This window comes from Microbacterium jejuense (assembly GCF_039544225.1).
GTDB lineage: Bacteria > Actinomycetota > Actinomycetes > Actinomycetales > Microbacteriaceae > Microbacterium > Microbacterium jejuense.
Window position 1 is genome coordinate 487,979 of record NZ_BAABLG010000003.1, and the last position, 20,464, is coordinate 508,442.

Here is a 20,464-nt window from a genome sequence, read left to right on the forward strand (position 1 = left end):
TCGTCAGCGGGCGGCCACGATGGCGTCGGTCGCGGTCGTCAGGAAGGCGTCCTCGGACGGCTCGCGGGAGATCACGACCGCTCGGGCGGGGTTCACGGCGAAAGCGAGCTCGTCGCCGGCTCGCGGCACGGCGTCGGCGCTGAGATCCGACGTCTCCACGCGCACGCGCAGCGGGATCCCGTCGGCGCGCACGAGCAGGTTGACCGCGCTGCCGAGGTACGTGGTGCGTTCCACGACACCGGTGAAGCGCCCGACCCCGAACCCGCCGCGGTCGTCGATCCGCACGTGGGCGGCACGGAAGGCGAGGTCGGCACGGTCGCCCACGGCCACGCCGGTGGTGGCGGTGCCGGCGATCACCAGCGAGGTGTTGTCGATCCGGATGTCCGCCACGCCGTCGTCCACGGCGATGACCTCGCCGGGAAGGATGTTCTGGAAGCCCATGAAGTCCGCGACGTAGGCCGACCGCGGCCGGTCGTAGAGCTCCGCGGGAGCTCCGTCCTGCACGATCTCGCCCTGGCTCATCACGATGATGCGGTCGGAGAGGGTGATCGCCTCCTCCTGATCGTGCGTGACATACACCGACGTCGTCTCGAACTGATTGTGCAGCGCCCGCACCTGCTGGCCCATCTGGTAGCGCAGCTTGGAGTCGAGGTTGGACAGCGGCTCGTCGTAGAAGATGATCCCCGGTCGGGCGGCCAGCGCACGGGCCAGGGCCACGCGCTGCTGCTGGCCGCCCGACAGGGCGGTGACCGGACGCTTCTCGAACTCCGCCAGGCCCACGGCGTCGAGCATCTCGCGCACCCGGTTCTGACGGTCCTGGGCTCCGAGCCTGGCCACCTTGAGCGGATATGCCACGTTCTCGGCGACGCTCATGTGCGGCCAGAGCGCGTAGCTCTGGAACACCATCCCGACCCGCCGCTTGTCGGCCGGTACGAACGTCCGTCGATCGGTGTCCACCACGACGCGGTCGCCCATGGTGATCCGACCCGTGGTCGGGCGCTCGAGGCCGGCGAGGCAGCGCAGCGTCGTCGTCTTGCCGCAGCCCGAGGGGCCGAGCAGGGTGACGAACTCGCCGGACCCGATGTGCAGATCGAGCCCGTGCAGCGCCGACTTGCTGCCGTATCGCTTGGTGAGCCCGGAGACCAGGACCTCAGTCATTTCTTTCGATGCCTTCCCGGGAGTCCGAGGTGGAGAGTGCCTACTTCTTGAACTGCTCGTCGATGAAGTCGAAGTAGGGCTGGTTGAACGCGGGGTCCGGGTTCGAGAACGGCAGCCGCTCGAGCTGATCGAGCGACGGCGTGCCCTCCGGCCCCGGAGCCTCGGGCGTCCAGCCGTAGGAGCGGTTCTTCTCGGCCAGGGCCTGCTGACCCTCGGGCGAGTAGAGCCAGTTGATGTAGAGCTGCGAGGAATCGGGGTGCGGCGCGTCGCTGATCAGGCACATGCCGGTGCGCGACATGAAGTTGCCGCCGTCATCGAGCGGGAACACCATCTTGATCGGGCCGCCCTTGGCCTTCACGTCCTCGTAGAACCCCTGGTAGACGGCGATGCCGACCGGGAAGCGGCCGCTGGCGACATCGGAAGGCACGTTCGGCTCGGACTGCGCGAACTGCACGTCCTGATCCGCGAGCTTCTCGACGTACGCCTCACCCCACTTGTCCTCGCTCTCGGGGACCATCAGCGAGGTGAGGATGTAGCGGATGCCGCCGGGCACAGTGGGGTCGCCCATCGAGATCTTGCCCTTCCACTGCGGGTCGAGCAGGTCCTCCCAGTTCTGCGGCGCATCGGCGTCCTTGACCATGTCGGTGTTGTAGACGAATCCGAAGTAGCGCAGCGCGTAGTAGGTGAGCCGGCCGTCGAAGTTCGTCGGGATCTCGAACCCCTCCGGGGCCGTGCGGACATCCGCCTGCGTGCAGATGCCGGGCTCGGCGGCGACCTGAGGAGACTCGCCGCCGTCGTACACGTCGGCGATCTTGCTGCCGCTCGCGGCCTCGGCCTCGATCTTCGTGATGCTCTGCGCGTCCGGCTGATCCTGCGGGATGACCTTGATCCCCGGGAAGCGGTCGGTGAACACCTTGAAGAGCGACTTCTGCGCCGAGACGCTGGGACCGTACAGGACCAGGTCGGTCTTGCCCTCTTCGATCGCCTTGTCGTACAGCTCGTTCATGTGGTCGTTGGCGTCGGCGCTCGCGCCGGGGACCTCGATCGGCTCGGAGGGCTTCGCGGCCGCACCGCCGGAGCAGGCGGTGAGGGCGGCGAGGGCACCGACGGCGATGATCGCCGATCCGATGCGGGCTGTCTTGCGGGAGAACGTCATTATTCTTCCTCTCGGGGTGTCAAGGTGCGATACGGGTGAGGGGGACTGTGGTGGCGCGCGTCGAGCGTCCTCGCAGACGCGGGCCGAACTTCATCGCGAGGGCGGCCAGGCCCAGCACGGACATCGCGGCGACCAGGATGATCATGAACAGGGCGGCGCCCTGCGACATGTTCCCGAGCAGGAACTGCTGGAACGCGGTCAGGGAGACCGGCTGCAGCCCCGGAGGGGCGAGCAGCATCGGCACGGCGAGGTTTCCGGAGATGAACAGCGCGGAGAGGAACCATCCGGCCAGGAAGCTCGGGATCACCAGCCGGAGCACGATGCTCAGCAGCACCCGTACGGAGCCTGCCCCCGAGGTGCGTGCCGCCTCCTCGAGCTCGGGCGAGAGCTGTGCGAGGGCACCCTCCGCGATCCGGCTGGACACCGGGATCGTGGCCACCACGAGCACGAGCGTCATGAGGAATGCGGAGCCGTACATGCTGCGGAAGGCCGGCACGTAGAGCACGGCGAACATGTACGCCAGCGCCAGCACGATGCCCGGGAGCGCCCACGGCACCCACACGGCGAACGACGTGTACGAGCGGATGAATCCGGATCGGCGCGCGGTCACGTAGGCGGTGAGCAGCGCGACGGCGATCGACCCGAAGCCGCCGATCACCGCGAGCCAGGCGGTCAGGGCGAGGCTGGAGCTGAACTCCTGGTCGGTGAGCATCTGCGCGTAGTTGTCGAATGTGAGTCCGGTGCTCATGACGCCGAAGATGGGCTGCAGGCTGCCGAGGATCATCGCGAACAGCGGCAGGACGAGGTTGAGCAGCAGGAAGAGCAGCACGAGGGCGGCCAGCACCCAGCGCACCGGACCCAGCTCCTGCGGCTCGCGACGCGAGGTCTTGCCCGTCAGGGTCGTGAAGCTGCGGCCCCGCAGCATCCACCGCTGGGCGAGGAACAGCAGCAGCACCAGCACGATGAGCACGAGCGACAGTGCGAACGCCTTCGTGTACTCGGCCGGAGCCTGGTCGCGGACGTAGTGGTAGATCTGCGTGGAGAAGACGAAGATGCCGGCCTGACGGCCGATGAGCTGCGGGCTGTCGAACGCCTGGAACACGAGCACGGCGACGAGGATCGCCGCCCCCGTGATCGCCGGCCCGACCGAGGGCAGCGTGATCGTGAAGAAGGTGCGGACGGCACCCGCCCCGCTGATGGCAGCAGCCTCGTCGAGCGACTGGTCGCGGTTCTTGAAGGCACCCAGCAGGAGGAAGTACGCGAACGGCATGTAGCCCAGCGACATGAGCAGGATCAGCCCGCCCCACGTCTGGATGTTCATGAACGGACCCGTCGCGCCGAGCATCCGCGCCCACTGGTTCAGCAGGCCGTTCTGGGGGTTGCCGAGCATGATCCAGCCCAGGGTGTGGAACAGCGGCGGGACGAAGAGGTTGATCGCCATCAGCGGCGTGAGCAGCCGGCGACCGGGGACGTTGGTGTTGGCGGCGATCCAGGCGAACAGCCCGCCGCCGGCGACCGAGATCGTGCCGCACACGAGGACGAGCACGACGGAGTTCCACATCGTGGTCCAGGTCTCTTCGTCCTGGAACGCGGCGATGAGACCGTCGAGCGTGAACGGCAGGTTGTCGGACGGCAGGCCGTCGCGGAACGCGCCGATCACGATCATCGTCACGGGGAAGACGAAGACGAGGGTGAGCGCGGCGGCGAAGATGGTCCACCCGCCGGCGCCGGTCACCGAGCGACGCAGCGACGCACGCCGGTCGCGCTCGAAATCGATCGTCGCAGCCACTGCCACATCCCTTCGCGCCTGTCAGACGTCGTCGGTTCTGAATCGGGTTTGGACGGCTTCGTCCTGGTGTGTGTCAGCGTACGAACCGAGGCTATGAGCGATCATCGGTCGTCGCTCCTAAGTCCTCGGCGCCCCATCCGACACTGTGTCGGACAACGTCCGACCGGGGCGGAGGATCACCCTCGGATGGGCGATCCGTTCACGTGAGCGCGGCCAGCGCGGCGTCGTTCTCGGCCGGCAGGCCGATCGTCACCCGGACACCGCCGGACGCGGGGAACGGGCGGGCGAGAACGCCCTGCGCGGCGAATCGCTCCATGAGCAGCGGCGCGTCGCCGTGCACGAAGAGGAAGTTCGACTGGCTCGGGAGGAACGAGACGTCGGCCGCGCGCAGTCCGGCTTCCATGCGGTCGCGCTCGGTGACGATCACCTCGATGCGCTCCGCGGCGACAGCCTGGGCCTCCGCCCCGAATGCCGCGATCACCGCGGCCTCGGCGACGCTGTTCAGGGCGAAGCCCACCGAGGTGCGCCGCAGAGCCTCAGCCACGCGCGGCGACGCCGCGGCATAGCCGGCTCTGACCCCGGCGAGCCCGTGCGACTTCGACAGCGTGCGCAGGATGACGAGGTTGTCGAACTCGTCGAGCAGCGCTTCCGTCGCGTCGACCGGCTCAGCGGTGACGAACTCGCGGTACGCCTCGTCGAGGACGACGAGCACGTTCGAGGGCGCGTCGCGGAGGAACGAGCGGATGGCGTCGACGCCGACGAAGCCGCCGGTCGGGTTGTTCGGGTTGCACAGGTACGCGATCCGGGTGGCGGGCCCGATGGCATCGAGCATCGCGCTCATGTCCATCGCGCCGTCCTCGGCGAGCGCGACAGGCGTGCGTTCGGCGCCGGCGAGCCCGAGGGCCGCCGGATAGGCCTCGAACGAGGGCCAGCAGTAGATGCCGTTCACGCCGGGCTCGCAGACCAGACGTGCGAGCCCGTGCAGCAGCGAGCCGGAGCCGTTGTCGATGGCGATCCGTTCGGCCGCGACCCCCATGGCGTCGGCCACCGCTGTGCGGGCGGCCGTGCGGTGATAGTCGGGATAGCGGTGCGCCGACAGCGCCGCCGAGGACATCGCCCGCACGATCGGCTCGCTGGGCGCCCAGGGCATCTCGTTCTGCGAGAGACGGATGGGCGGGGGCGTCGCCCCGGCCGGACGATTGGGGGCGGTGAGCATCTGGTCGATCACGCTGCGGAACTCCAGCACCATCGCGGTTCCTCCTGAGGACGAGCAATTGTCAGTATTGAATATGAACAATATGCTCGTGACTGGTCGCTGTCAAACCAGCGGGCCGCGACTGCTCAGGAGTGCAGGGCGGCCGAGGACGCGCCCCGATGACGGTCTACTGCGGAAGCGGCGAGGACATGGTCGCGCTCAACGACCGCAGCCGCGAAATCGAGGTGGGTGCGCAGCCGCTCCGGGGTGCTCGGCGCCATCGCATCCTCGAGCTCCGCGGCGATGATGTAGTCGACGAGGTTCGTGTAGAGGCTGCGCAGCAGCTCGTTCGGAGTGATCCGCGCGATGCGCGCGTGCAGGGCCCAGATCGCCGCCGGGGCCTGCGGACTGTCCCACTCCGCCTCCAGCCGCGCGGCGCGCTCCCGCACCTCGTCGATATCGCTCTCGGAGGCGAACTCGACGGCATCGTGCAGGATCGTGCCGTCCAGCGCGTCGAGCACGCGCAGACAGTTGGCGACCGTCGTCTTCTCCTCGCGCAGCTGCAGCAGCTGATCGCTGAGCTGCATGAAGGGTGAACGGGCCGCGACGAAGATCCCGCCGCCGGGCCCGGGCTTGGCATCCACCACACCGCGCGAGCGCAGCAGCTGGATCGCCTCGCTGAGCGTCGCGGGAGCCACCGCGAACCGGGCGGCGAGCTCCTGCCGGCGCCCGACGAAGTGGCCGGGCTTCCAGCCGTTGGAGGTGATCTCCTGCTCAAGGGCTCTCGCCACCTGGACCGCAGCCGCGGTGTTGGTGATCGTCATGTCTCCCCTTCGGTTGCGTCGACGACGTGCCGGGCAGGCGGGCGCGTCTACAGATTAGACATACACGATTCCGCGGCGGGACGACGGATCTCGCTCGCCGTCCCGCCGGGATCGCATCAGTGCTTCTCGTGGATGAACGACCACGGCGACGGGAAGACGTCCACCGGCACCTTGATCACGGCCGGTCGCCGTGCGGAGATGGCCTCGCCGATCGCGCGTTGGACGGCGTCCGCGTCCTCGGCCAGGGTGAAATCGATGCCGAACGCCCGGGCGAGCAGCTCGAAGTCGGGGTTCGTGAGGTCGGAGCCGATGAAGCGCCCGCCGTAGGTGTCGCGCTGGATGCGCCAGACGTTGCCGAACCTGTTGTCCTCGAAGAGAACGGTGATCAGCGGGATGCCGTACTTCTTCGCAGTGGCGAACTCCTGCAGCGACCAGCCGATGCCGCCGTCCCCGCTGACGACGACGACCGGTCGATCGCCGGCGCCGACAGCCGCCCCGAGCGCAGTGGGCATGGCGTAGCCCAGCGTGCCCTGATAGCCGGGCCAGACGTACGAGTGCGGCGCGTGCACGGGGTAGCCGTATGTGGACACGTAGCCGATCTGTGTGAGCTCGTTGACGAACACGCCGTCCTCGGGGAGCGATGCCCGGATGGCATCGACGAACGCCATCTGCGGCGCGACCTGCGCGCGCACCCGCTCCTCGCCCTCGGCTCGGAGGCGGGTCAGCTCGTCACCCCAGCCTGCGCGCCGCTCCACTCTGTCCACGAGCGCTTCCAGCACCGCCGTCGCGTCCGCCTGGACGGTGAGGTCGGGGCGGCGCGGGGCGCCGAAGTCTGCGGGATCGATGTTCACCAGCGCCAGTCGCGCATCGCCGATCGCCAGCTGCTGGCCGAACGGCGTGAGGAACCGGCTGCCGAAAGACACGACCACGTCAGCGGTGTTCCGCAGCTCCCAGAGCGCGAACGCCGGCAGCGCGTGCGGGTCGCGGGCATCGACCGCTCCGCGACCGTTCTCGCTCATCACCACCGGCGCATCGAGCAGGTCGGCGAGGCGCGACAGCAGGTCGAAGGCCCGCCGTCCGCGCACGCCGCCGCCGACGTGGATGACCGGTCGGCGCCCGGCGGCGAGCAGCGCGGCCAGGTCGGCGACACCGTCCTCGGGAGCGACGGGAGCGGGCACGGTGAACGGGTCGCCGACCTCGAGGTCGGCGACCGCGTGCAGCAGGTCGGGCCCAAGCTCCAGGGCGACGGGACGAGGACGGCCGGTCCGCATCTGCCGGAAGCCCTCGTGCACGAGCTCGGGGATCTCTTCGACCCGTGTCGGCCGCGCCGTCCACTTGGTGAGCCCCTCGATCGTCTCGCTCTGCCTGGGGATCTCGTGCAGCGCGCCCAGGCCCGAGCCGACCAGGGTCGAGGGGATCGTGCCCGCGAGGAGCATCACCTGCGAGGAGCAGGCGTAGGCAGTGGCCATCCCTGCCCCCGCGTTGAGCACGCCGGGCCCCGGTACGACCATCGCGACGCCCGGACGCCCGGTGACGCGATGGAAGCCGTCGGCCATGTACGTCGTGCTCTGCTCATGCCGGGGCACAAGCAGATGCAGGTCGTCCTGCCGCCGGTACATGCCGTCGGTGAGACCGTCGAGCTGCACGCCGGGAATGCCGAAAACGGTCTCGGTCCCCTCGGTGATCAGTGCCTGTGCGAGTGCGTCGCCGCCTGTCATCTTCGCCATGTGTGGCCGCCTCTCTCATAAATGACTATATTGAATATAGGTCTATGTTCGCGGGCGTCACAAGTCACCCTGCGCCGTCTGAGCGCCCCGCTCGCGGCGACCTAGACTCGGTCGATGTGCGCGCCGTCGCGCACGGTGAGGTGGACGATGAATCTCGAGGCGCAGGTGCAGGCGTATGCCGACAGACTCGGGCGGCCGATCATCGTGTTCGACGTCGAGTTCAACGTGATCGCATTCAGCGTGCACGACCGCGACGTCGACCACGCCCGGCTGGCGATCATCCTGTCCCACAAGGGGTCCTCCCGGGCCCGCGAGTCCATTCGCGAGTATCGGGTCGGTCAGGCCGACGCCCCCGTGCGAATCCCCCCGCTCGATGGCGGGATGACCCGGCACGTGGCCCCCGTGCGCCACGAGGGACAGCTCGTCGGATACGTGTCCTCCACGATCCCGGACGAGACTCCTGACGAGCAGCTCGCCGAAGACGACGCCATCCGCGAGGGACGCGCGCAGATCGGGGTGATCCTCGCCGCCATGGCGCTGGGTCACCGGGAGGACGAGGATCGCGCACTGCGCCTCGTGACAGCGCTGGTCGACGGTGACCCGGCCCAGCGCACCAGGGCGGCCGACGAACTGCTCACCGGCAGCCTCGTCTCTCCGGTGCCGCACTACACCGTGATCACGCTGTCGACGCCCGCCGCCGACGCGAACACCGCCACACTCCGGCTCGTCCTCGATCGCGCCCTGTCGGTGATCCCGGTCTTCCCCCGCCTCAAGGCCGTCGGCGCCGTGATCGACGGCGAGGCCGTGATCGTCGTGCCGTACGAGATCGACCGGCAGCGTCTGGCCGCGCTGCTGGACATCCCGGCCTTCAGCGAGCTGCACGCCGGGATCGGCGGCGCCCACTCCCCCCTCACCGACGCGCACCACTCCCGCCGCGAGGCCGGCATCGCCGCGCGGGGCGCGGCCGTGGACCCCTCCCGAGGACGCATCGTGCACTGGGACGAGCTCGGCCTGGATCGCATCCTGCTGCAGCTCCCCCTGCAGGAGCTGAGCACCTCGGACCTGCCCGCGCCGGTCCAGCGCCTCCTGGACAACCAGTCGGGCCCCGATCTCGCCGAGACCCTCGAGGCGTACCTCGACTGCGGATGCGACGCACAGCGGACCGCGCAGGAACTGCACGTGCACCGCAGCACTCTGTACTACCGCCTCGACCGCGTCCGCGCGATCGCCGACATCGACCTGTCGGACGGATCCGTGCGCCGCGAGCTGCACACCGCACTTCGCGTGGCGACCCTCGCCGGCCTGCGCTGACGCCAGGTCGTCGAGGCGCGTCGTGGTGGCGCATCCCGCAATTGACTATATTGAATTGATCTTTTAGCGGGCGCTCACGGAGTCGCCCTCGAACATCGGGAAAGGACCCGCAATGAACGCACTCCTCGCCACGGTCTCCGCTGATGCCGACAGCGGCCGCCCCATCCTCGATGCCGCGACGCGGGAGGTGGTCGGCTACGCCCCTGAGCAGACGGTCTCGGACCTGGAGTCCGCGATCTCGGCCGCCGCCGCGGCGCAGCCTGCGTGGGCCACCCTCGGCCACGCCGAGCGCTCGCGCCTGCTGCGCGAGGTCGCGGACGACATCGAGGCGCACGCCGAGGAGCTCGGTCTGATCGTCACGCAGGAGCAGGGCAAGGTCGCCGGCGCCGGCGAGGCCCACGGCGCGGCGCACTGGCTGCGGGGGGCGGCCGACATCGTGCTCGAGCCCCAGCAGCTCGGCGGCGACGCCGAGCTTCACTACGTCCCGCTCGGCGTGGTCGCGTCCATCGGCCCGTGGAACTTCCCGGTGATGATCGCCGTGTGGCACATCGCCCCCGCACTGCGGATGGGCAACACCGTCGTCATCAAGCCCTCCGAGCACACGCCCCTGAGTGTGCTCGCCCTCGTCGAGATCTTCCGGCGCCACCTTCCGGACGGCGTGGTGTCAGCCGTGTCCGGCGACCGCGAGGTCGGGGCGGCGCTCGCCGCGCATCCCGGCATCGCGAAGATCGTCTTCACCGGCTCGACGGCGACCGGCCGGCGCATCGTGGCGAGCTCCGCATCGAACCTGGCTCGGCTCACCCTCGAACTCGGCGGCAACGATGCCGGCATCGTGCTGCCGGACGCCGACGTCGCCGGCATCGCCGACGAGCTGTTCTGGGGCGCGTTCATGAACACCGGGCAGGTGTGCGCCGCGCTGAAGCGGCTCTATGTGCACGACTCCGTCTACGACGAGATGGTGGCGGCGCTCGCCGACCGGGCCGCCGCAGCCCCCATGGGCTCGGGGCACGACAAGCAGAACCGGCTGGGGCCGATCCAGAACCCCTCGCAGTTCGACATCGTCGCGCGGCTCGTCGACGACGCGAGGGCCCGAGGCGCCCGCATCGTCACGGGCGGGGAGCCCGCACCCGAACTCGGCCCGCTCTTCTATCGGCCCACGATCATCGCCGACGTCCAGGACGGTGCGGCGATCGTCGACGAGGAGCAGTTCGGCCCGGTGCTGCCCGTGATCCGCTACACGGACCTGGACGACGCGGTGCGCCGCGCGAACGGCACGGAGCAGGGTCTCGGCGCCTCGGTGTGGGGTCCGGATCCGGATGCCGCGGCCGAGGTCGCCCAGCGCCTCGAAGCCGGCACCGTGTGGATCAATCAGCACGGCGGCGTCGACCCGGCCATCCCGTTCGGGGGCACGAAGGCCTCCGGCTACGGCCTGGAGTTCGGTGTCGAGGGGCTGAAGGCCATGGCCGCCACGAAGGTCATCCGGCGCTGAGCCGTGCAGAAGAGGGCCGGTCGCGCTGCGCGACCGGCCCTCCTCTGCGTCCTGTGTCAGATCGCGGCGACCACGGGAGCACCGCACAGCAGGTCCCACAGCCCCGCAGCCGTCTCGGCATCGGCATGCTCGCCCCGCCACACCACATGCTGGTCCTGGCGGACGATCGTGAGAGAGAGGCGGTACTCGACGGGCAGCGTCCGGTCGTCTGCCTCGACCACGCAGAACGGGATGCCGCGACGCTCGGCCTCGGCGGCAAGCGCAGATGTGTCGGCGCCCGGCCGCGCCACGAGCGTGAAGCCGTCCGCGAGCAGGTCGTAGAACGACGTCCCGTCGGGGACGCGGAAGTGCGGGGCGCGGCATCCGGGCACCGTCGACGGCGTGTACTCCCCCATCGTGTACCCGGGCGCCTGCTCACCGTCGTAGGCGATGACGGGCGACGCATCGTAGACATAGCCGTAGTTCAGTCCTGCCGCGGCGAACTGAGGTTCGTTGAGCGCCCGCACCGCGGCGCCGAACGAGGCGCGCGCCCGCTCGCCCTCGGCGGACGAGTCCTCCAAGGCTTCCGGAAGCGCCGGCTTCGCGAGCTTCTGCTGATGGTTCATCGCGAAGCGCGAGACCTGCTCGGTGATCGGTCGGCGCTCCGCTTCGTACGCGTCGAGGATGCCCGCACCCGCCCACCCGTTCAGGTGGGCACCCATCGCCCACGTGAGGTTGAGCACATCCGCGATGCCCGCGTTCATCCCGAACCCCGCGAACGGCACCCACAAGTGCGTCGCGTCGCCGGCGAGGAACACCCGGCCGTCTCGGAACCGGTCGGCAAGCAGACGGCGGGCGATCCAGTCCTCTTTCGAGATCACCTCATAGTCGACCTCGTCCGGCACGCCGAGGATGGCGCGGATCGCCGCGTCCCGGTCGACGGAGCCTGGCGTCTCGGCCTCCTCCGGCGAGAGATACGTGTGCACCAGGAAGGTCTCGCGCCCGTCGATCGCGTAGACATGCCCGATCCTGCGCGCGTTGAAGGTGTAGTACCCCCACGCACGCGGCTCCGCAGCCGCCATCCGGTCGTACAGGCCGGTGGCACGGATGCAGGTGGACTGCACGTGCTGCAGCACGGGGTCGCCGCTGAGTTTCGCGCCGATCTGCTTGCGCACCTTCGAGCGCCCGCCGTCGGCGCCGATGACGTATCGGCCGCGGAGGGTGCGCTCGTTCCCGCCGTCCAGGTCGGACACCACGATCGACACGCCGTCGTCGTCCTGCGCGAAGGAATGGAAGAGGGTCGCGTTGAGCAGCGTCACGCCCGGGGCGGCCGCGGCGTGCCGCGCCAGGATCGGTTCCAGGAACGTCTGGTTGATGCGGTGCGGCGGCTCGGGGGTGTCCCACGAGGTGTCCGGCCCGGTGCGCGAGGTGTAACGCTCGCCGCTGGCGGGGATCGGGATGCGCGCCAGCTCTCGACCGGTGAGCGCGGTGCGGAAGGCCACATCCTGCGGATAGTCCGCCGGCAGTCCGGCGGCACGCACCTCGGCGGCGATCCCCAGGCGACGGAAGCTCTCCATCGTGCGTGACGCGACGTGATTGCACTTCACGTTCGGCGGCTCGAGGTACGCGCGCTGCTCGATCACGATCACCGGCACTCCGCGGGCGGAGAGGTCGAGTGCGGCGACGAGTCCGACCGGCCCTGCTCCGATGATCAGGACGTCCGCGTCGGGGTGCTGGGTCATGGTCTTCCTCTCAACCGGTGATCGGCGCTCCGAGGCGCCGGAAGTCGTACACGTCGAGCGTCGTCTCGCCCGCGCTGAGGCGCGCCATGTAGGCGTCCTCCCTGGCCGCACGCTCCCGCGAGGCCGACAGCACCTCGTCGTAGCGGTCCTCGGGAAGCACGATCACGCCGTCGCGGTCGGCCACGACGACGTCTCCGCGGTGCACGACGCGGCCGCGCAGCGTGATGGGCAGACCGATCGTTCCGGCCCAGTGCTTGACCGTTCCGCGGATGGAGATCGAGGTGCTGAACGCGGGGAACCCCAACCCGGCGAGCTGCGCGGTGTCGCGGACTCCGCCGTCGATGACCAGCCCACGCACGCCGCGCGCACGCGCGGCGACCGCCATGACCTCGCCCCAGTATCCGAACGGCGCGCCTCCGGCGTCGACGACGAGCACATCGCCGCTCTGCGCAGCCTCGATGCCGTGGTGCAGCGCGAGGTTGTCGCCCTGCTGCGCGGTGACGGGGAGCGCGCGACCGACGATCTGCGACCCCTCCCACGCGGGCCGGAACGACGCGTCGAGGAAGCAGTCGCTGTGCGACGCCTCGTACAGCGTCGCGGTGCCCAGACGCAGCAGCTCCGCAGCATCCCTGTCGAGGTCGATCATGCGTCAGCCTTCTGCCGGCCGGAACGCTGCAGATCGTGATAGCCGAAGCGCGCCCGGGCCTCGGCGATGGACGCGCCGCCGAGGGCGGCCTCGAGGATCGACTCCTCCCTCGCGTGGATCATCTCGGCGGTCTCGAGCACCTGCTCTTCGATGTCGCACGGGATCACCACGACTCCGTCGGAATCGCCGAGCAAGATGTCGCCGGGGCGCACCGTGACGCCGCCGATCGTGACCGGCCCCTGCTCCTGGGCGACCTCCACCCTGTCCTTGCCGGTGCGCATGAAGCGTCCGCGACTGTAGATCGGGTAGCCGATCGACAGCGCGCGGTGGGTGTCCCGGCAGACGCCCTCGATCACGGTTCCCGCGATCCCGCGGTGATGGGCGACGGCCGTCAGGATGTCGCCCCACACCGTGCAGTCCACACGACCGTCGTTATCGAGCACGACCACTTGACCTGGCTCGACCTGGTCGATGAAGTCGCCGACCGTGCCCGCCGGCACCTGCGCGCTGACATAGCGGACGGTGAAGGCCCGTCCGACCATGTGCTGCCCGTCGGCCAGCGGTGCGATGCCGAGCAGACTGCCGGGGCGCGCGTGCTTGTCGAGCGCGTCCGACACCGTCGCCGTGCCGAGTTGCGCGAAGCGCTGGATGAGTGAGTCTGACATGCCTACTCCGCGGTGACGGTGGGGAACTGTGAGTCGTGCATGACCTCGCTGACGTCGCGGCCGGCACGGACGGCCTGAGACATGAGGGCTTCGCGATCGGCGATCCGCTGCGCCAGCGCGACGACGCGCTCCGCCTGACCGGCGGCGATGAAGACCACGCCGTTGACGTCGGCGATCACGTAGTCGAAGGAGGCCACCGCGACGCCGGCGATCTGGACGCGCTCGTCCATTGCCTGCTGCATGATCCGTCCGCGTGCGCTGATCGGCACCGCCGCCCGCGCGAAGACGGGCAGCCCGAGCGCCTCGCTCTCCTGCACGTCGCGGCACGCGCCATCGACGACCACCCCCGCGATGCCGCGCTGCACGGCGGCCTCGGCCAGCAGGCCGCCCCAGCACGACACGTCGGTGCGTCCGTGGTTGTCGATCACCACGACGTCGTCGGGTTCGGCGACGGCTACCAGCGCGGTGGCGATGTGGTTCGCGGCGCCGGCAGCCGCCTTGGGCGCGGCGGTCACCGTGCGCACGCGACCGGCCACCGTGCGCCCCGCAGGCCACATCGGCGGAAGGCCCGTCACCGCGCCCCGCAGCCCGAGCGTGTCCAGGGCGTCCGACACGGCGCAGCTGTCGAGCGTGCGCAGAGCCGAGACGATCTCCGTCGGTGAAGCCATGTCAGCCGCGCCCCCAGGTGACGAAGCCCATCGCATTCCCGGTGCCCGCCTCGGTGCGGTAGCACGGCTCATAGTCGACACTCATGACGTCCAGGCCCACCTCGTCCGCGATACCGGCCACCGCGATCCAGTTGCGCAGTTCAGAGGCACCCGACACCATCTCGTCCGCAGGCACCGACGACAGATAGTCCGCGTCGTGATCACGCATCGCCTGGATGAACTCGCCGTCGAGCTTCTCGTCGATGACGAAGTGGCTGAGGCCGCCCGACGCGACCACCGCGACCCGCAGGTCGCCGGGGAACGACTGGATCGCCCGGCCCACGGCGCGACCGAAGTCATAGCAGCGCTTCGCGCTCGGCGGATTGGGCTCCCAGAAGGTGTTGATGAAGATCGGGACCATGGGCACCGCGGAGTCCTCGCCCATGAAGCGCTGATAGATGAACCCGAAGCCGTGCGGGATCGAGTGGTTCTCGTACCGGCCGGCCGGCACGATCTCCGTCGCACCGGTGTCGAAGTCCTCGCCCTGCGTCGACTGAATGATGTGCTTGCCCAGCGCGCGGTGGGTCGGTCGCGCGATCGTGTGGTCGGGGACGTCGCCCATGGCCGCCTCCGCCAGGCCGGGTGCCATCTCGTCCAGCTGCGCCTGGGTGAACGGCACATGCGCCACCTCGTCGCCCCAGAACACCGAGAACGGGGCGAGCCACTCGTCGCCGTACGTCTCTTTGTGGTCGCTCGAGACGATGACGAGCACGTCCACGTCCTGCTCTCGGAGGAACCGCGACAGGTCGTCCATCGATGCCTGGCAGCTGTCCCACCGGCGCCGCATGACATCGTGGCTGATCTCGGCGGAGAAGTCCTCCCGCGCCTCGCGCAGCTCGTCGAAGGTGTAGGTGGCTCCGCGGAACTTCAGGCCCTTGCTGCGGCGGTCGGCGACGCCCCGGGTCTCCCAGGCCTCAGGCGGTGCGGCCTTGAGCTGCGGTCCGTGCGACGTGCCGATCCCGGCGACGATCTCGGTCATGGTGGATCCCTTCTCGAATGCGGTGCTCAGAGCCGGAACAGGCTGCGGGCGTTGTTCTCGAGCACGTCGGCGCGGCGGTCGGCGTCGAGCCACGCGATGTCGTCGATCAGCAGATGGATGTCGTCGAACCACCGCCCGGTCTCGGGGTCGATCTGCGAGCCGGTGCCCGGCTTCTCGGATCCGAACAGCACGCGGTCGGTGCCGACGGCCTTCATGAGCAGCTCCAGGCTGTCCTGCGTGTACAGGCAGGAGTCGAAGTGGAAGTTGCGCAGCTTGTCGAGGTACGAGACGCCGGTGCGCACCACCGAGGGCAGGAAGCGCCCCATCTGGTAGGGGATGGCTCCGCCGCCGTGGGCGACGATGACCTTGAGATCCGGGAAGTCCGCGAACACGTCGGCCTGGATCATGCTCCAGACCGAGACCGTCTCCTCCTGGATGAAGTGCAGGCTGTAGGGCTCACGGGCGGGGAACCGGCATCCGGCGGAGTGCAGCAGCATCGGCACGTCGAGCTCGCAGAGGGTCTCGTACAGCGGGTACCAGTACCGCTCCCCCATCGCCGGAGGCACCTCGGTGCCCTCGTAGGGATCGGAGTTGACCATCGCGCCGACGAAGCCCAGCTCGGTGACCGCGCGACGCATTTCGGGCAGCCACTGCTCGACGGTGAGGTAGGGGCTCTGCGGAATGCCCGCGATCCCCTTGAACCGTCCCGGGAACAGCTCGGTGGTGCGGTGGATGATGTTGTTCGTCTCGGCCGTGAACCATTCGACGATCTTCGTCGGGCGCTCGGAGTGCATCGCGTGGAACGGTCGCGGAGACAGCAGCTGCAGATCGATGCCCGCACCGTCGATGTGCGCCATGTGCGAGATGTGCCCGAAGCTCGGGTGCGGCGCGTGGTAGGACGCGATGAGCTCGTCGTCGCTGATGACCGGGGGCTTGCCGCCGTGCGATCCGCGGGCGGCCAGCAGAGAGGCCTTCCACGCGTAGTACGAATCCGGGGCGGTCATGTGGCCGTGGACGTCGATGATCACGGTGGCTCCTTGGTGCTTTCTCTGCCGTCCCGATGCGGGTGGTGCGGCGATGTCTCGACGCTACGAGAGCGCCTCTTCCGAAGGATCGGCGGGCTGCGGGAATCTCGCGCGGGACGATCCGACACCGTGTAGGAACGGTGCCGGATCGCCACCGCCGCGCCCTACTGGACGAGGACGTTCGCTGCCGCCCGGATCCGCATGAGGTACTGCTCGGCGGGATCCTGGGCAGGGGTGTCGCCGCCGCGGAGGATCGTCGCGAGGGCGTCGTCGAGCGCGCAGACTGCGTCTGAAGGCATGTTCGGCGATCGCCAGGCGACCTTGCGGTCGGGGCGCACCAGGAGCGCGCCGTCGTCGGCGATTTCTCTCGCCGCGAGCCACGCGTCGTCGTCGTCGGAGACGGCGACGACGGTGATCGGCATGGCGCCGCCGGCCGTCGACACCGCTTCGCCCCAGCGCGGCGCTGCCGACGCGGAAGTGATGAGCGTGAGGCCCGTCCCGGCGACGAGGTCGTGCGAGGAGCGCCGGTCCGGGTCGTCCGGTCCGCGTCCGTCCAGCCAGACGTGCGGCAGGTGGTGCCCCGGGCGCGACGTCGGGTGGAACGCCACGGGATCGGTCGGGTCGCCAGGGATCGGCGTCCCGTCAGGGACGAGCGCACCCGCCGTGTAGTGGAACCCCGCCTCGACCCCCAACTGGCTGTAGTCGTGGGCGTTGTGATTCACCTCGGCCGCGACCCGTTCGCGCATGGCCGCGCCTTCCGGGGTGTCGCTGACGAACACCTCGAGGCTGCGGAAGCCGTCCTGCTCATCGTCACCGAACCCGAGCGCGGCAGCGATGGGAGGATGACGATTCGCGTTCTCGAGCGAGTGCGCCGTGTACCAGGCGACGATGGGACGCCGTTCGGCCTGATAGCTGTCCAGGATCCCGTCCGGAGCCTGCCCATCGAGCACGGCCGCGAGCTTCCAGCACAGGTTCTGGGCATCCTGGATGCCGCTGTTGAGTCCGAGCCCGCCCGTGGGCGGGTGCTTGTGCGCCGCATCGCCCGCGAGGAATGCCCGCCCGACGCGGAACCGTTCGGCGACGAGGCCGTTGTAGCTCCAGCGGGTCATCGAGTGCATGATGATCGGATGCTTCGCGTCGAGGCCGAGCATCCGACGGATCGATTCGAACAGCACCGCCTCGTCGTCGGGGTCCCCCTCGACCATCCAGCCGGCGACCGAGACCAGCCACTCCTCGGAGTCCCGGTCGTAGTGCGTCGGTCCGAGCGCCTGGATGGTCCCGCGACGGCGGGCGCCGCCGGCCGGGTGCAGGAAGTGCCCGAGCAGCGCGTCGGGCTCAGACCAGGCCGAGAGATCGAGACTGACGTGATAGTTGACGACCTCTCGCATGTCGCGGGGTCCCTCCAGCTCCACCCCCAGCAGGGTGGAGCTGTCGCGCCCGCCGTCTGCCGCGATCACGTACTGGGCTCTGATGCGACGCACCTCGCCCGAGTCCACATCCCGGATCCCCACGGTGGCGCCGTCGGCATCCTGATCGATCGCGACGACCTCCTGGCGCTTGCGGATGCGACCGGGCGCCGCGGCAAGGGCGTGCCGGTAGAGCAGCGGGTCGAGGCGGATCTGCGGCATGTTGGCGAACGTGCGAGGACTGGCCGCGCGGTATCGCTCGGCGTCGGGACCCCCGCCCCATGCGGGCACCTCACCGATCTTCATTCCGTCGAATCGTCCCGGCCCCGTGGCCGTCGTGTACCAGACGGCCTTGCGCCACCGGTCATGCGTCGGCGTCGCGGCGTAGATGTCGGCCGCGACGCCCATGTCGCTGAAGGCCTCCATGGTCCGCGGGTTGAGCAGATGCGCGCGGGGGAAGCGGAACACGAAGTCGCGGCGCTCGACGAGCAGCACATCGACTCCGCGCTGGGCGAGCAGGATCGCGCAGGAGAGCCCGACGGGGCCCCCGCCCATGATGAGGACCTGCGTGGCGGCGGGCCACTCGTCCTCGCTGATCGGCGGCAGCGGGGCGCGGGGGCTGATCTCGGATGCGGACACGTACTCCTCCTCGGCTACGGGACTCCCAGGCTAGGAATCGCCCGGCCAGGGCCGATACGTGACCGCGGCGTGAAAGCACGCGCCGCATTCCGACACGATGTCGCAACGGCCGGGTGCCGCCGGACATGTCGAAAGAGGGCGTGCCGTCCCCCTCGGAGCAGCACGCCCTCCCTCTCTCCGACCGGGTCTCAGCCGGAGATCGTCGGGACGGTCACCCACTGCCAGTAGGTGAATTCGTCCAGATTCCAGTGCCCGCCGTGGCGGCCGCCGTTCCCGGAGGCGCCGAGGCCTCCCATCGGGATGTGCGCGGCGTCGTAGATCGTCTGGCCGTTGAGCGCCACCATCCCGGCCCGCAGCCGGGAGGCGAAGCCCAGCCCCCGGGCGATGTCCCGGGTGTGGATCGCCGCAGACAGCCCGTAGTCGCTCGCATTGGCGAGCTCCAGCGCCTCCTCCTCGGTCGCGAAGCGGGTGACCGGGGCGACCGGGCCGAAGATCTCGTTGCGGAACGCCGCGTTGTCGGCAGCGACGTCGTCCAGCACGGTCGGCGCGTAGAACGCGCCGTCGTGGGTCCCACCCTGCGCGACCCGTGCCCCGTCGGCGACGGCCGCGTCCACGATGCCCTGCACGCGCTCCGCCTGGCCTGCCGTGATCAGCGGCCCCAGGGTGGTGCCGGCCACGAGGGGGTCGCCCAGCCGCATCGCCGCAGCGGCGGATGCGAGGCGCTCGACGTACTCGTCGGCGACGCTCTCGTGCACGAGATGCCGCCCGGTGGCCATGCAGATCTGTCCCTGATGGCGGAAGGCTCCGCCGATCCCGCTGGCCACGGCCAGGTCGAGGTCGGCATCGGCCATGACGACCAGCGCGTTGTTGCCCCCGAGTTCCAGGATGACGCGCTTGAGCAGACCGCCCGCCACCTCTCCGACACGCCTGCCCGCCGCCGATGAGCCGGTGAATGCGATGACGTCGGTGTGCGGCGAGCGCACCACTGCCTCGCCGGTCGCGGGCCCGCCGGGGAGGATGTGCAGCAGCCCGTCCGGAAGACCCGCGCGCGCGAAGATCTCGGCGATGAGAGCTCCCCCCGAGAACGCGGTCTTCACGTCGGGTTTGACGATCACTGCGTTGCCGAGGGCGATCGCCGGGGCGACCGAACGGATCGCCAGCATCAGCGGCGCGTTCCACGGAGAGATGACGCCCACGACGCCGACGGGGATGCGGCGTGCGATGCCCAGCGTGGACGGGTCCTCGACGGGCAGCACGTCGCCCTGCGACAGCGTGACGAGACGCGCCGCCTCCTCGAGCTCGTCGATGGCCTTGCCCACCTCGTGCGCAGCCTTGGCGGGCAATGAGCCGCTCTCACGGACGAGGACGTGCTCCGCATCCTGGCGGATGTCGCGGAGGGCGTCGGCCGCCCTGGTGAGGACTCCGGAGCGCTCCTTGTACGAGGTGCGCGCCCAGGCGGCCTGCGCCGACACCGCCCGGGCACCGGCGCGGTCCACGTCCGCGTCGTCGGCGAGCCCGGTCCGACCGATCAGCCCTCCGTCGCCGGGCGAGCGCACCTCTTGGACGCCCCCACCCGGGGTGCGCCAGCCATCGGAGTAGATGCGCCCGTCAGCCGGTCCCCGGTCCCAACGCGTCATCGCGCCCTCCTGTCCGTTGCGAAAGTCGTTGCGATGCTAGTCGCCGGCGGCCGGCCGGGCATCCGCGGATCGTCGCGAACCGGGCCGCCGCGCAGCGACACCATGTCGCAACGCCGGTCGCCGTCGCGCGACGGCGGCCCGGCGTGGCGCCGTGCCCGCGTCGCCGGGACATTCACCGCGCACCCGTCGGTCGATTCGCACGACCGCATCGGCCGGAAATGACGAAACCCCCGGGAACCGGGGGTTTTCGTCTTGCTGGGGTACCTGGACTCGAACCAAGAACAACTGAACCAGAATCAGCCGTGTTGCCAATTACACCATACCCCAAGGCGTTTCCGCCGAAGCGGTGCCGAGGATAGAGTCTACGTCACCCCGGCACCTGCTCCAAAC

General features: G+C 69.8%; 16 protein-coding genes and 1 tRNA gene. 2 read left to right on the forward strand and 15 right to left on the reverse strand.

Going from position 1 to position 20,464, the window contains the following annotated elements:
• Positions 1-3 precede the first annotated feature (3 nt).
• The 6 genes from ABEA46_RS06780 to ABEA46_RS06805 all read right to left on the reverse strand — a co-directional run bounded on the left by ABEA46_RS06780 (position 4) and on the right by ABEA46_RS06805 (position 7,849).
• The gene (locus tag ABEA46_RS06780) at positions 4-1,158 is read right to left on the reverse strand and encodes an ABC transporter ATP-binding protein (RefSeq protein WP_345543613.1); all 1,155 of its coding nucleotides are present in this window, start codon (positions 1,156-1,158) and stop codon (positions 4-6) included.
• Positions 1,159-1,198: 40 nt separating this feature from the next.
• A complete protein-coding gene (locus tag ABEA46_RS06785; protein WP_345543614.1) occupies positions 1,199-2,314 on the reverse strand; it encodes an ABC transporter substrate-binding protein in 1,116 nt (371 codons plus the stop codon).
• 19 nt (positions 2,315-2,333) lie between these two features.
• Positions 2,334-4,103, reverse strand: coding sequence for an ABC transporter permease (locus ABEA46_RS06790; RefSeq protein ID WP_345543615.1), 1,770 nt, complete (start codon positions 4,101-4,103; stop codon positions 2,334-2,336).
• A gap of 199 nt (positions 4,104-4,302) precedes the next feature.
• Entirely contained in the window at positions 4,303-5,352 is a 1,050-nt protein-coding gene (locus ABEA46_RS06795) for a pyridoxal phosphate-dependent aminotransferase (RefSeq protein ID WP_345543617.1), read from the reverse strand.
• 92 nt (positions 5,353-5,444) lie between these two features.
• Positions 5,445-6,122 (reverse strand): FadR/GntR family transcriptional regulator, encoded by a 678-nt coding sequence (locus tag ABEA46_RS06800; protein ID WP_345543618.1) that lies wholly within the window; start codon positions 6,120-6,122, stop codon positions 5,445-5,447.
• A 116-nt stretch (positions 6,123-6,238) separates the two neighbouring features.
• On the reverse strand, positions 6,239-7,849 hold the full coding sequence (locus tag ABEA46_RS06805; protein ID WP_345543620.1) for a thiamine pyrophosphate-binding protein: 1,611 nt from the start codon (positions 7,847-7,849) through the stop codon (positions 6,239-6,241).
• Between the two features lie 114 nt (positions 7,850-7,963).
• Here ABEA46_RS06805 and ABEA46_RS06810 point away from each other — a divergent pair, with 114 nt between their 5' ends.
• Positions 7,964-9,160 (forward strand): PucR family transcriptional regulator, encoded by a 1,197-nt coding sequence (locus ABEA46_RS06810; RefSeq protein ID WP_345543621.1) that lies wholly within the window; start codon positions 7,964-7,966, stop codon positions 9,158-9,160.
• A gap of 112 nt (positions 9,161-9,272) precedes the next feature.
• The gene (locus tag ABEA46_RS06815; protein WP_345543622.1) at positions 9,273-10,649 is read left to right on the forward strand and encodes an aldehyde dehydrogenase family protein; all 1,377 of its coding nucleotides are present in this window, start codon (positions 9,273-9,275) and stop codon (positions 10,647-10,649) included.
• A gap of 56 nt (positions 10,650-10,705) precedes the next feature.
• On the opposite strand, the gene ABEA46_RS06820 is transcribed toward ABEA46_RS06815, so the two are convergent.
• The 9 genes from ABEA46_RS06820 to ABEA46_RS06860 form a co-directional block, all read right to left on the reverse strand.
• Positions 10,706-12,370: an FAD-dependent monooxygenase gene (locus ABEA46_RS06820; protein ID WP_345543623.1), complete on the reverse strand. Its 1,665-nt coding sequence runs from the start codon at positions 12,368-12,370 to the stop codon at positions 10,706-10,708.
• Positions 12,371-12,380: 10 nt separating this feature from the next.
• A complete protein-coding gene (locus ABEA46_RS06825; protein WP_345543624.1) occupies positions 12,381-13,016 on the reverse strand; it encodes a 4-carboxy-4-hydroxy-2-oxoadipate aldolase/oxaloacetate decarboxylase in 636 nt (211 codons plus the stop codon).
• Positions 13,013-13,681: an RraA family protein gene (locus ABEA46_RS06830; RefSeq protein ID WP_345543625.1), complete on the reverse strand. Its 669-nt coding sequence runs from the start codon at positions 13,679-13,681 to the stop codon at positions 13,013-13,015. Before ABEA46_RS06830 ends, ABEA46_RS06825 begins: the two co-directional genes overlap by 4 nt.
• 2 nt (positions 13,682-13,683) lie before the next feature.
• Entirely contained in the window at positions 13,684-14,349 is a 666-nt protein-coding gene (locus ABEA46_RS06835; protein ID WP_345543626.1) for an RraA family protein, read from the reverse strand.
• A 1-nt stretch (position 14,350) separates the two neighbouring features.
• A complete protein-coding gene (locus ABEA46_RS06840) occupies positions 14,351-15,367 on the reverse strand; it encodes a DODA-type extradiol aromatic ring-opening family dioxygenase (RefSeq protein WP_345543627.1) in 1,017 nt (338 codons plus the stop codon).
• Between the two features lie 26 nt (positions 15,368-15,393).
• A complete protein-coding gene (locus ABEA46_RS06845; RefSeq protein WP_345543628.1) occupies positions 15,394-16,395 on the reverse strand; it encodes an amidohydrolase family protein in 1,002 nt (333 codons plus the stop codon).
• 161 nt (positions 16,396-16,556) lie between these two features.
• Positions 16,557-18,437 (reverse strand): FAD-dependent monooxygenase, encoded by a 1,881-nt coding sequence (locus ABEA46_RS06850; protein WP_345543629.1) that lies wholly within the window; start codon positions 18,435-18,437, stop codon positions 16,557-16,559.
• Positions 18,438-18,625: 188 nt separating this feature from the next.
• On the reverse strand, positions 18,626-20,074 hold the full coding sequence (locus tag ABEA46_RS06855) for an aldehyde dehydrogenase family protein (protein WP_345543630.1): 1,449 nt from the start codon (positions 20,072-20,074) through the stop codon (positions 18,626-18,628).
• A gap of 255 nt (positions 20,075-20,329) precedes the next feature.
• Positions 20,330-20,401 (reverse strand) — tRNA-Gln (locus tag ABEA46_RS06860).
• Positions 20,402-20,464 lie beyond the last annotated feature (63 nt).